This window comes from Rouxiella badensis, from assembly GCF_002093665.1.
GTDB classification, from domain to species: Bacteria; Pseudomonadota; Gammaproteobacteria; order Enterobacterales; family Enterobacteriaceae; genus Rouxiella; species Rouxiella badensis.
In genome coordinates, this window is the sequence record NZ_MRWE01000032.1 from 1 (window position 1) to 12,416 (window position 12,416).

Annotated in this window: 12 protein-coding genes and 1 tRNA gene; 7 read left to right on the forward strand and 6 right to left on the reverse strand. The window is 52.6% G+C overall.

Annotated elements, in window-relative coordinates; all coding sequences use genetic code 11:
- Positions 1-2 precede the first annotated feature (2 nt).
- The 4 genes from BS640_RS17000 to uvrY form a co-directional block, all read right to left on the reverse strand.
- A tRNA-Gly gene (locus BS640_RS17000) sits at positions 3-75 on the reverse strand.
- Between the two features lie 148 nt (positions 76-223).
- Positions 224-772, reverse strand: a complete 549-nt coding sequence (gene pgsA, locus BS640_RS17005) for a CDP-diacylglycerol--glycerol-3-phosphate 3-phosphatidyltransferase (protein ID WP_017490470.1) — start codon at positions 770-772, stop codon at positions 224-226.
- A 57-nt stretch (positions 773-829) separates the two neighbouring features.
- Complete coding sequence (uvrC, locus tag BS640_RS17010; RefSeq protein ID WP_026110337.1) at positions 830-2,665, reverse strand: excinuclease ABC subunit UvrC; 1,836 nt, start codon at positions 2,663-2,665, stop codon at positions 830-832.
- A complete protein-coding gene (gene uvrY / locus BS640_RS17015) occupies positions 2,658-3,314 on the reverse strand; it encodes a UvrY/SirA/GacA family response regulator transcription factor (RefSeq protein ID WP_026110338.1) in 657 nt (218 codons plus the stop codon). Before uvrY ends, uvrC begins: the two co-directional genes overlap by 8 nt.
- 799 nt (positions 3,315-4,113) lie before the next feature.
- Here uvrY and BS640_RS17020 point away from each other — a divergent pair.
- The 3 genes from BS640_RS17020 to BS640_RS17025 all read left to right on the forward strand — a co-directional run bounded on the left by BS640_RS17020 (position 4,114) and on the right by BS640_RS17025 (position 5,519).
- A complete protein-coding gene (locus tag BS640_RS17020; protein WP_017490474.1) occupies positions 4,114-4,338 on the forward strand; it encodes a DUF2594 family protein in 225 nt (74 codons plus the stop codon).
- Between the two features lie 182 nt (positions 4,339-4,520).
- Positions 4,521-4,691: a hypothetical protein gene (locus BS640_RS22145; RefSeq protein WP_017490475.1), complete on the forward strand. Its 171-nt coding sequence runs from the start codon at positions 4,521-4,523 to the stop codon at positions 4,689-4,691.
- A gap of 45 nt (positions 4,692-4,736) precedes the next feature.
- Positions 4,737-5,519: an AraC family transcriptional regulator gene (locus tag BS640_RS17025; protein ID WP_084912977.1), complete on the forward strand. Its 783-nt coding sequence runs from the start codon at positions 4,737-4,739 to the stop codon at positions 5,517-5,519.
- Here the strand turns inward: BS640_RS17025 and leuA are convergent, their stop codons facing one another.
- On the reverse strand, positions 5,520-7,187 hold the full coding sequence (gene leuA, locus BS640_RS17030; RefSeq protein WP_026110340.1) for a 2-isopropylmalate synthase: 1,668 nt from the start codon (positions 7,185-7,187) through the stop codon (positions 5,520-5,522).
- Between the two features lie 342 nt (positions 7,188-7,529).
- On the opposite strand from leuA, the gene cycA reads away from it, so the two are divergent.
- Positions 7,530-8,936 carry a D-serine/D-alanine/glycine transporter gene (gene cycA, locus BS640_RS17035; protein ID WP_017490478.1) on the forward strand — a complete coding sequence of 469 codons (1,407 nt, stop codon included), beginning with the start codon at positions 7,530-7,532 and terminating at the stop codon, positions 8,934-8,936.
- Positions 8,937-9,072: 136 nt separating this feature from the next.
- Here the strand turns inward: cycA and rutR are convergent, their stop codons facing one another.
- The gene (gene rutR / locus BS640_RS17040) at positions 9,073-9,726 is read right to left on the reverse strand and encodes an HTH-type transcriptional regulator RutR (protein WP_017490479.1); all 654 of its coding nucleotides are present in this window, start codon (positions 9,724-9,726) and stop codon (positions 9,073-9,075) included.
- Positions 9,727-10,135: 409 nt separating this feature from the next.
- Here rutR and rutA point away from each other — a divergent pair, with 409 nt between their 5' ends.
- The 3 genes from rutA to rutC are packed head-to-tail and all read left to right on the forward strand — an operon-like array spanning position 10,136 to position 12,415.
- Positions 10,136-11,236 carry a pyrimidine utilization protein A gene (rutA, locus tag BS640_RS17045; RefSeq protein ID WP_017490480.1) on the forward strand — a complete coding sequence of 367 codons (1,101 nt, stop codon included), beginning with the start codon at positions 10,136-10,138 and terminating at the stop codon, positions 11,234-11,236.
- The gene (gene rutB / locus BS640_RS17050; protein WP_017490481.1) at positions 11,236-11,988 is read left to right on the forward strand and encodes a pyrimidine utilization protein B; all 753 of its coding nucleotides are present in this window, start codon (positions 11,236-11,238) and stop codon (positions 11,986-11,988) included. Before rutA ends, rutB begins: the two co-directional genes overlap by 1 nt.
- Positions 11,989-12,028: 40 nt before the next feature.
- Positions 12,029-12,415, forward strand: a complete 387-nt coding sequence (rutC, locus tag BS640_RS17055; RefSeq protein WP_084912978.1) for a pyrimidine utilization protein C — start codon at positions 12,029-12,031, stop codon at positions 12,413-12,415.
- Position 12,416 lies beyond the last annotated feature (1 nt).

A 12,416-nucleotide genomic window follows, 5' to 3' on the forward strand; every position in this document is an offset into this window, starting at 1 on the left:
GGAGCGGGAAACGAGACTCGAACTCGCGACCCCGACCTTGGCAAGGTCGTGCTCTACCAACTGAGCTATTCCCGCTTTAATCAGAACTTACTGATTTTTTTAACTTATCTTCTGGCTAATTGCTTGCTGCCTTCCGATGCGTTGCATTCTACTTACCTGACGCGGTGAGTCAATAAAATTATCGACTCATCGTGATTGATTGCCGTTTTTTAAATCACTTCGATCAAGGTTCCAGCAAATCATTACGTGCGGCGAACAAATACTGGAACATCGACCAGAAAGTCAGCACTGCCGCGATGTATAAGGCAACCACGCCAACGCCCACGGCGATATCGTTTGGACGCCACAGCAGCGCCACCAGCGAAAGCATCTGCGCCATGGTTTTCACTTTACCAATCCATGAAACGGCCACGCTGCTGCGTTTACCAATCTCGGCCATCCACTCTCTCAGCGCAGAAATGATAATTTCGCGAGCAATCATAGTCGCCGCAGGCAAGGTTATCCACCAAGCGTGGAAATATTCGGCCACCAGAACCAGCGCAATCGCAACCAGTACCTTGTCAGCGACCGGGTCGAGAAAAGCGCCGAAACGTGTGGTTTGCTTCCAGCGGCGGGCAAGATACCCGTCAAACCAGTCGGTGATGGCGGCGAGAACGAAAATCAGGGCACAGGCTGCCGGAGCCCAGACGTAAGGCAGATAAAAAGCCAATACGAAGAACGGGATCATGGCAACGCGAAACAGGGTAAGGCACGTCGGTATATTAAATTGCATGTGCGTAGGTAACTATCTGTCCGATGTAGATATTATGAGTATGTTGCTACAATGACCCTAGTGTTTCAACGCATTATGGATTTTTTCTGCCAATGCGTGTGAAATACCCGGCACTTTTGCAATTTCCTCTGCGCTGGCATTCAACAACGGCTGAATGCCTCCCATATACTTCAGTAGAACCTGGCGACGTTTCGGACCGACGCCCTCTATCTCTTCAAGTGCGCTGGTATTTCTGACCTTGGCACGCTTCTGACGGTGACCGGTAATGGCATGATTGTGCGAATCGTCGCGAATATGCTGTATCACGTGAAGTGCAGGCGAGTCCGAAGGCAACGCAATCCCCTCTCCTTCCGCCTTGAAGAACAAAGTTTCCAGTCCGGCTTTACGATCTGCGCCTTTGGCAATACCAATCAGCAGCGGTTTTGATTTGTCCCAGGTAACATCGAGCTCCTTGAACACGTCTAACGCCATACCGAGCTGCCCTTTCCCGCCGTCGATAAAGATGACGTCAGGAATTTTTGCCTCTTCTATAGACTTGCCATAACGCCGATTAAGTACCTGAGTCATCGCCGCATAGTCATCGCCCGGGGTGATCCCAGTGATATTATAGCGGCGATATTCAGCGCGCACCGGACCGTTGGCATCAAATACCACACAGGAAGCGACCGTTTGCTCCCCCATGGTGTGACTGATGTCAAAACACTCCATTCGATTAATCTCGGAGAGATTGAGCGTCTTGGCTAATTCTGCCAATCGCTGGTGAATGGTCGAGCGTTCAGACAGACGCGTCGTCAGCGCCGTGGTGGCGTTAGTGCGGGCAAGTTTCAGGTAGCGAGCGCGATCCCCACGTGGCTTGCTCTGAATATAAACCTTACGCCCCGCCATCTCGCTCAGCGATTCGGCCAGCAGGTCTTTTTCAGGCAGGCTGAAGTCGAGCAGTATCTCGCCCGGCAACGTACGCGCCTGGCTTCCCTGCAAGTAGAACTGTCCTACGAAGGTTTGTACCACCTCGGACATCTCGGTGCCGCCCGGCACTTTAGGATAATAGCTGCGGCTGCCCAACACTTTGCCCTGGCGAATAAACAGTACGTGCAAACAGGCCATGCCGGATTCGAAGGCCACGCCGATAACGTCAAGATCTTCACTGTTACCGCTCACGAACTGGCGCTCGGTCACGCGGCGCACGGCCTGGATCTGGTCGCGATAGCGCCCTGCGTCTTCAAAACGAAGGTCTTTACTTGCCGCTTCCATTCGCTCAATCAGCTGCGTTACCACCTGCTGGTCCTTCCCTTCGAGAAACAGTCGCACATAGTCAACCTGCTGCTTATATTCCTCTTCACTCACCAGGCCGCTCACGCAAGGCCCGAGACAGCGGCCAATCTGGTATTGCAGGCAGGGACGCGAACGGTTGCGATAAACGCTGTTTTCGCATTGGCGGATAGGGAACAGCTTTTGCAGCAGCGCCAGCGTTTCTCGAACCGCATAGGAATTGGGGAAAGGACCGAAATACTCGCCCTTGGCATGTTTTGCGCCACGGTGAATAGTCAGTCGGGGATGATTATCGGCACTTAAAAAGATCAGCGGGTACGATTTGTCGTCGCGCAGCAGCACGTTGTACCGCGGCTGATACAGCTTGATATAGTTATGTTCAAGCAGCAGCGCTTCGGTTTCGGTATGCGTGACCGTGACATCGATTTGATCGATATTCTTGACCAGAGTCTCCGTCTTGCGACTCGAGACCTGGACACGAAAATAACTGGAAAGCCGTTTTTTGAGATCTTTGGCTTTACCGACGTAAATCACCGTCCCGGACGCGTCGTACATTCTGTAGACGCCGGGTTGGCTGGTGACCGTTTTTAAGAAGGCCTGTGGGTCAAAACGCTCATTACTCACTACCAGATAACGTCTCCGAGTTGAAAAGACCGTGGCGGATTGCCAGATGGGTCAATTCTACATCACCGTTGATATTTAGTTTACTAAACATTCTATAACGATAACTGTTGACTGTCTTGGGGCTAAGATTGAGCTGCTCGGAAATTTCGTTCACCTTTTGCCCTTTGGTGATCATCATCATTATCTGAAGCTCACGTTCGGACAGCGTATCAAACGGCGTTTCTGACTGTGGCTCAAGCTGGCTTAGCGCCATTTGCTGAGCAATATCGGAGGCAATATAGCGCTGGCCAGAATCGACCAGGCGAATCGCGTTGACCACTTCCTGTGGTGCGGCCCCTTTACTGAGATAACCCGAAGCACCTGCCTGCATCACTTTGGCAGGTAAAGGGTTTTCAGTATAAATAGTCAGCATGATTATCTTGATATCGGGGCAAAAGCGCACAATCTTCTTCGTGGCTTCAAGGCCGCCAATACCCGGCATGCTCATATCCATCAAGACAATATCGACATGGTTACTGCGACACCATTTTACGGCATCTTCACCACACTGCATCTCATCAACAACTTTGATGCCTTTGATATCCTCAAGAATGCGTCGAATCCCTGCGCGCACCAGTTCGTGGTCATCTACAAGAAGAACGCTAATCAAAGAGAATTCTCCAAAAATAAAGGGCGTCACACGGTCGTATTTTTCATTCGTTTGCTCAGCGGCATCGAGTTTTCATGTAAACAATCTGCAAAAACTGCAAAAGGCACAGAACAATACATAAGCAAAAAAAGAGTCTACAGCGTCAGGTCGAACGCGTACCAGGTAAAACCTGAAAGCAAAAACATGACTGCGGAAATAAAAAAATAAATTTAAGCTAATTAAATTAACCGGCATATTTTACTGCATCCGAGGGAAATTAACCAAGCATTCATTGCAAAATCTTATCGTTTAAAAATGTAAAACTTAAATTCCATTCAGGAATCGATTACAGCGCAAGCACACAACAAAAGACTTTAAAATCATACAATAGCGTGTTTTACAACCCCTAATATCGAGTGCCTATCTACGATAAATATGACTTAGATCAACGATTATTTATTAACGAACAAAATAACAGCAGCCTAACCAAGGGATATATTGCTGATTTCAACGCGGATTATTTTCTTCTGCTAGTTCAGTTAACGGTTTTTAATATGAAAAAAGCGCCGGTTGTACCTGAACTATTCTCAACACCTGCTTAAGTTTAGTATCCTTGACGAAGATGATTATTTTTTTACAAAGATTATAAAAAAATTAATCGGCTCGAGCGGGACTTCCGCTACAGCCTGCTCCCAGCCTGACTGAGGACTGTGCTAGTATGGCGCCACCATTTTTAGCCGCCTCTGCACGCAGAGACGGTAAAGCTATTGAACACGTCATCCAGCGGCCCGGTGAGGCCACTGGTTTTTAAGGAGATATTATGAGCGCATGTGATTTTACTACCCAGGCCAACGTTGAAACACTGGCAACCGAAGTTGCCTGTCTGAAAGCGACCCTGACACTCATGCTCAAGGCCATCGGCCAGGCTGATGCCGGCAAAGTCGTGCTTAATCTGGAAAAATTCATCTCCCAGATCGAAGATCCCCAGCAGGCTCAAATCTTCAACGCCACGCTACAGCAGATCAAAACAGGCTATCGCCAATAAGTCTGACATAACCAGACGATGCCTTTTCGAAAGAGAGCCCGCGCGGCTCTCTTTTTTTACACAGTGGCCCAACTCAGCGCCCTCCTGGCCTACCTCGCGACAGGGTAAAATCTGCTAAAATGAATCACCGTGGCCTTTAAAAGGATTGGCTCTCTCGAGTAAACAATCTGGAGTAAAAGAAAATGAGCGACAAAGATAGCGAAAGCAAAACCAAAGCAGACGATGTTCACGTAAGCGACGGGCTGGCGAAGCTGCATGAGGTCGCCGAGCAGTTGACCGAGGAAGAGCTCCATCAGCTTGCCGAAGAAGCGAAACAGGCTGCTGAAAAAGCCAAAAAGAATCCTCACGCCTGAGGGTGTTAATTTCATTACCGTCATTTTTCGGAAGTTAGCTTCACCATGCATGAGAATTTTTTAGCTGAAAACCAATCGCTTGCCGCTGTGGCAGTCGATTACCAACACGGCGATTGCGAACCCTCCCACCGTCACGGCTGTTCACAGCTTATTCATGCAGTTACCGGGGTAGTACAGGTATCGACTCATCACGGCGTGTGGATGGTCCCGCCCGGGCGCGGTGTCTGGCTCCCCGCCAACGTCACCCACAGTCTGCGCTTTATCGGTGCTGTTCAGGCGCGGACGCTGTTTGTTGACTCTCTCGCCCGTGCGGATCTGCCTGCACAGTGCCAGGTGGTGCAGATTTCTCCCCTGCTGCGAGAACTGATCCTCGCCTCCTTCAGCGTGCCGGTCGACTATGCGCCCGGCGGACGCGACGAGCGCATCATTGAGTTGATTCTTGATGAACTGCGGCTGTTACCGATTCTTCCCCTTCACCTCCCGGAACCTACCGACCCGCAACTGCTGACGCTTTGCCAGCAGATCCGTGATGATTTGTCGGCGGCGTGGGAGCTTGAAGAAATAGCCAACCGTCTGGCGATCAGCGGCAGAACGCTTTCGCGACGTTTTCAGCGGGAGACGGGGTTAAGGTTTAGTGACTGGGTTCGCAGGGCAAAGATTCTTTCGGCGATGAATGCGCTGGCGCTGGGGCAATCGGTGCTGGATGTGGCGCTGGAGCTGGGTTATGACAGTCCCAGCGCCTTCAGCGCCATGTTTCGCAGAACGCTGGGCGTGCCGCCGAGCGAGTACTTCAATCCTGCGGCCCGAGCCGCAGAAACCGTGGGTTAGTTAACGCAGCAGCTGTGCGCTGGCGTTAAACAGAGCCTGCAGCGAGGCGCTGGAAACGTCGCTGTCGATGCCCACGCCGTAAACTCTTTCTCCCTGCGGACGCTGGCAGCTGACATAGGCAACCGCACGGCTGTGGCTCTGATGACCCAGCGTGTGCTCATCATAATCACCAATTTCCAGCATCAGGTCGAAGGAGCGATGCAGAGCATCTACCGCCGATGAGAGCAGGCCGTTACCGCTGCCGCTCAGCGTAATCTCTTTGCCCTGATGATTCACCTTGGCGCTGAAATGACGCAGATTGTTCTCGTCGCTGCGAATATCGTAGCTCAGCAGCTTCATCACCGGCTGGTCCACCAGACCATAGCGCTGGCGGAACAGACGCCATACGTCGCTGGTGCTCATCTCTTTACCGCTGGTGTCAGTCTCTTTCTGCACCGCTTTACTGAATTCAATCTGCAATCCACGCGGCAGTTTCAGCCCATGATTCTGCTCGAGCAGCCACGCCGCACCGCTCTTGCCGGACTGGCTGTTAACGCGGATAACCGCCTCATAGCTACAGCCCACGTCGGCAGGGTCCAGCGGCAGATAAGGCACATTCCAGATATTGCTTTCACGCTGCTTCTGCGCGGCAAAACCTTTCTTGATGGCGTCCTGATGCGAACCAGAGAAAGCGGTAAATACCAGCTCACCGGCGTAAGGGTGTCGCGGATGGACCGGCAGCTGGTTGCACTGCTCAACGATTTCGACAATGCCCTTCAGGTCGCTGAAGTCCAGACCCGGCGAAATACCCTGGGTATAGAAGTTCAACGCCATGGTCACCAGATCCACGTTACCGGTGCGCTCACCGTTGCCGAACAGGCAGCCTTCAACGCGGTCGGCACCGGCCATCAGTGCAAGCTCGGCGCTGGCAACGCCAGTTCCGCGGTCGTTGTGCGGATGAACGCTGATGGAAACCCGATCGCGACGGCTGAAGTGACGGCAGAACCATTCAATCTGGTCGGCGTAAACGTTCGGGCTGCTGACCTCAACGGTGGCCGGCAGATTGAGGATCATCGGGCGCTCGGCGCAGGGCTCCCACACGGCAGCCACCGCTTCACAGACTTCCAGAGAAAACTCCAGTTCGGTGAAGCAGAAAGTTTCCGGCGAGTATTCGAAGGTCCATTGGGTTTGCGGGTATTTTTCGCACAGCTGACGAATCTGTTTGGCACCGCGCACGGCCAAATCCAGCGTGGCGGCTTTATCCATGTTGAACACCACCTCGCGAAATATCGGCGACGTCGCGTTATACAAGTGCACGATAGCGCGCGGTGCGTCGATAAGCGCTTCAAACGTGCGCTCAATCAGGTCGCTGCGAGACTGGGTCAATACCTGAATCCAGACGTCTTCTGGGATGGCCTTGTCGTTAATCAAGCCACGAACGAAGTCAAAATCGGTCTGAGAGGCAGAAGGAAACGCCACTTCAATCTGTTTGAAGCCACAGCGCAGCAGCATGTCGAAGAACATACGCTTACGCTGATTATCCATTGGCTCCGCTAGCGACTGGTTACCGTCTCGTAAATCGCTTGAGCACCACTGCGGCACCTTATCAAGGGTCTTACTCGGCCACTGACGGTCCGGTAAGTTTACCGTTGGGAAAGCAACATACTTCTTCGACGGGTCGGCTAACATAGTTTTTCTCCATTCTTGCGTGCGGACCAAATTCCGCTACCTGAAACAAGTATGGCGTAATGTGCCGATTGCTGCGCCTCGTTAAACGACATTCACCCTCGCATAACGGACAAAACGACTTCAGGAAGAGGACGAAACGAGCAGTTGCTCAAAGAGTGTAAAAATAACAGTACATTCGCTATTAGATTCTGCAACGCCATAGCTATAATGAGCCGGAATTTAACATTATTATGGCAGATCTGCCTGACTGTCCTTCATCCTCAAGCAGCAGATCCCGCTATAAAAGCTGAGAAAAGAGCCAGATAGAGCCCTTATTCCATACATGACAGGAAGAAATAACCTATGCAACACGATACAGAAGTCATCAGTCAATCTGGGGACGAGACTCCGGAGCACCTGCGCAGAAATCTCACCAACCGCCATATCCAGCTGATCGCCATCGGTGGTGCCATCGGAACGGGCCTGTTTATGGGTTCGGGAAAAACCATCAGTCTGGCGGGTCCGTCGATTATTTTCGTTTATATGATCATCGGCTTCATGCTGTTCTTCGTGATGCGTGCGATGGGCGAGCTGCTGCTGTCCAATCTCGAATATAAATCTTTCAGCGATTTTGCCGCCGACCTGCTGGGTCCGTGGGCCGGATATTTCACTGGCTGGACCTACTGGTTCTGCTGGGTGGTGACCGGTATCGCCGACGTGGTTGCCGTCACATCCTATGCCCAATTCTGGTTCCCAGGGCTGTCGCAGTGGGTCGCCTCACTGATTTTCGTGCTGATCCTCTTCGGCCTGAACCTCGCCACGGTCAAAATGTTCGGTGAAACCGAGTTCTGGTTTGCGATGATCAAAATCGTCGCCATTGTCGGGTTGATTATCGCTGGCTTGGTCATGGTGCTAATGCACTACAAAACACCCACCGGCTCCGTCGCGGCGTTTAGCAATCTGTGGGACAACGGCGGACTCTTCCCGAAAGGCATCAGCGGTTTCTTTGCGGGCTTCCAGATTGCCATCTTTGCCTTTGTCGGCATCGAGTTAGTCGGTACTACGGCGGCGGAAACCAAAGATCCGAAGAAATCCCTGCCGCGCGCGATTAACGCTATTCCGCTGCGTATCATCATGTTCTACGTCTTCGCGCTGATTGCCATCATGTGCGTCACGCCGTGGAACGCGGTTGCCGCCGACAAGAGCCCGTTCGTTGAACTGTTTGTACTGGCAGGCCTGCCCGCTGCGGCAAGTATCATCAACTTTGTGGTACTGACCTCGGCGGCGTCTTCCGCCAACAGCGGCATCTTCTCCACCAGCCGGATGCTGTTCGGCCTGGGGCAGGAAGGGATGGCACCAAAAGCCTTCGGGAAACTGTCTTCCCGCGCAGTGCCGTCCAACGGGCTGATGTTCTCCTGCATCTGTCTACTGGCAGGCGTGGTGCTGATTTACCTGATCCCGAACGTCATAACAGTGTTTACGCTGGTCACCACCGTATCGGCCATTCTGTTTATGTTCGTGTGGACCATCATCCTGTGTTCGTATCTGGTCTACCGCCGTAAGCGCCCCCAAATGCATGCTGCTTCTGAGTACAAAATGCCGCTGGGTATTCTGATGTGCTGGGTGGGTATCGCGTTCTTCGCCTGCGTGCTGGTGCTGCTCACGCTGCAACCTGACACCCGTCAAGCCTTAATGGCAACGCCGCTGTGGTTTGTCATTCTGGGGATAGGCTACTGGCTGCGTTCTAAAAAGCGCGCCGCAGTGAAATAATGGCCGCCTGAAATCGGCATAAAAAATCCGGTGTATTTTGCGCCGGATTTTTTTTATCTTCGATATTTCATCATTTTAACCCTAAAAAATGCCCATCGGCGTGTCGGTATGGGCATTTCCCGTTGCGGGTCTAACCTCAACCCTGCGGTCGAATACCCTGCGTAATGATGTGCTGAAGATTAGCCACCGCCTGCTCGAAGAACGCCTCGTCGCCGAGGGTCTGTCCACTGATCGCCTCAATCTGTACGCCGAAGTCGGCATAGTGCTGAGTGGTGGCCCAGAGGATAAACAGCAAATGAAGCGGCTCGATAGGCGCGATTTGCCCGGCCTGAACCCAGCCACGAATAATGTCAGACTTCTCATCCACTAACACTTTGAGGTGTGTACTCAGCACCTGCTTGAGTAGCGGCGCCCCTTGCAACATCTCGAGGCAGAACAACCGGGATGCCTGGGGATGGTCTCGCGAGACGCAGAGTTTAAGATAGATGTACTGTTTTATCGCCTCCATCGGCTGCTGCTCGGGGCTTAGCGCCTTGAGCGGTTCGAGCCAGATGTCCAGCAGATCTTTCAGAACGGCGACGTAAAGCTCTTCCTTGGAGGGGAAATAATAAAGCAGGTTGGTCTTGGAGACGTCGGCACGCTCGGCCACTTTGTCGAGGCTGGTTCCGTGGAGCCCGTATAAAGAAAAGAATTCCAGCGCGGCGGCCATAATGGTGTTTCGCTTTGCCGCGACGGCGCGTGAACGCCGCGTCGGCGCCTTCTTGCTGCCGGTCAGTCCATCTGCTGCCAATTCTTCACCCTCTCTTCCTGTCAGTCTCGCTTTCGCTCAAGCATAACAAAACTCCCCCACTGCGACTATGCCCGTGCCTCTCTCCCCCAGGGAGAAATGCTGAAAATTCATTCAAAATTTAACATTTCCGCACCATTTTTGCTCATCCCTGCCTGATTTTCGTGCAGTTATTTTTTACCAAATGGTCCACTTTAGACCATTTGCTCTACCCTATTTCAAAAAACTTTTTTAAGACATTGATAATAAAGGTGATTTAAAAACTGGCATTGAGATTGCAATGTCAGTGTACGAGTAAGCGATTAGCCTGGCGCAATTAGGAACCCGCAGGATGCACTCAAGCCAGGCTTTCGCTGTTAAACGCTCCATGTTCCAGAGGCCAGACGGGCCTTTATCAAACAAGAGGTGTGCTATGAAAATCGGTGTCTTCATTCCTATCGGTAATAACGGCTGGTTGATTTCAGAAAACGCGCCGCAGTATCAGCCAACCTTTGAGCTGAACAAAACCATCGTGCAGAAAGCCGAGCACTACAACTTCGATTTCGCCCTTTCGATGATCAAATTACGCGGATTCGGTGGCAAAACCGAATTCTGGGAACACAACATGGAGTCGTTCACGTTGATGGCAGGATTGGCCGCCGTGACCAGCAAAATCAAGCTCTACGCCACTGCGGCAACGCTTGTGATGCCACCCGCCATCGTTGCCCGCATGGCGGCCACCATTGATTCCATCTCCAACGGCCGCTTCGGCGTTAACGTGGTGACCGGCTGGCAGAAACCAGAATACGAGCAGATGGGCATGTGGCCGGGCGATGAGTATTTCAGCAGCCGCTATGACTACCTGACCGAATACGTCACCGTGCTGCGCGACCTTTGGGGCACGGGCCACTGCGATATGCAGGGTAAATTCTTCAAGATGGACGACTGCCGCGTCAGCCCACGTCCACAGGCCGAGATGAAGGTTATCTGCGCCGGTCAGAGCGATGCGGGAATGGCCTTCTCGGCCAAACACGCCGATTACAACTTCTGCTTCGGTAAAGGCGTCAACACACCGACCGCTTTTGCCCCCACCGCCGCGCGCATGAAAACCGCCGCCGACGCAGAGAAACGCAGCGTCGCCTCCTACGTGCTATTTATGGTCATCGCCGACGAAACCGACGCCGCCGCGCGCGCCAAATGGGAATCTTATAAAGAGGGAGCCGACAGCGAAGCGCTGGCGTGGCTGACCGACCAGAGCAGCAAAGACACCAAATCCGGCGCGGATACCAACGTGCGTCAGATGGCTGACCCCACGTCGGCAGTGAACATCAACATGGGGACACTGGTGGGCTCTTACGCCAACGTAGCAAAAATGCTCGACGAAATTGCGACAGTGCCGGGCACAGAGGGCGTCCTTCTGACCTTCGACGATTTCGTACAGGGTATCGAAAACTTCGGCCAGTTCATTCAGCCGCTGATGAAAACGCGCCAATACCTGCTCAATGACACATCCGTCGAAAAAGAGGTCGCATAATGAAAATTGTAGAAAATGCCGTTGTTCGTCGAGATCCGGGCGCTATTAACGGCGAAGTCATTTTGCCCGCACGTCCTGAATCGCTGGCGTTCTCACCGCAGCAAACCGCGCTTATCGTCATTGATATGCAAAATGCCTACGCCTCCAAGGGCGGCTACCTAGACTTGGCGGGCTTCGACGTCTCGCACACGGGACCGGTTATCGCCAACATCAAGCGCGCTATCGCCGCCGCGCGATCGGCGGGCATCAAGGTTATTTTCTTCCAGAACGGTTGGGATAACCAGTACGTCGAAGCTGGCGGCGAAGGTTCACCAAACTTCCATAAATCTAATGCCCTAAAGACCATGCGCAAACGCCCCGAGTTGATGGGCAAACTGCTGGCCAAAGGCGATTGGGACTACGACCTGGTTGACGAACTTCAGCCGCAGCCGGGTGACATCGTGCTGCCAAAAACGCGCTACAGCGGATTCTTCAACACCCAGCTCGACAGCCTGTTGCGCAGCTATGGCATTCACCATCTGGTATTTACCGGTATCGCCACCAATGTCTGCGTTGAATCAACCCTGCGCGACGGCTTCTTCCTCGAGTACTTCGGCGTGGTGCTGGAAGATGCCACCCACCAGGCAGGCCCAGAGTTTGCTCAGAAGGCCGCTATCTACAACATCGAAACCTTCTTTGGTTGGGTGTCAAACGTCGACAGTTTCTGTAATACCGTCGCGAAAACCAGCGAAAAAATGAGCCAAACGGCCTGAGAAATTAAAATCTTTAATTAATTTTAAAAAGGAAAGCACTATGCCAAAAAGCATCATCATCCCTGAAGGCACCGGCGTCCCCATTGCGCCATTCGTTCCGGGCACCAAGGCCGATGGCGTCGTCTACGTCTCGGGAACGCTGCCTTTCGACAAGAACAATAACGTCGTGTTTCCCGGCGACGCCGAGGCACAGACTCGCCACGTGCTGGAAATCATCAAAGGGGTAATTGAAACCGCTGGCGGCACCATGGATGACGTCACCTTCAACTCCATTTTCATCACTGACTGGAGCCACTACGCGGCAGTGAACAAGGTTTACGCCGAATATTTTCCGGGAGAAAAACCCGCGCGTTTCTGCATTCAGTGCGGTCTGGTGAAACCTGAGGCACTGGTAGAAATTGCCTCAATCGCTCACGTAGGCCACTAGT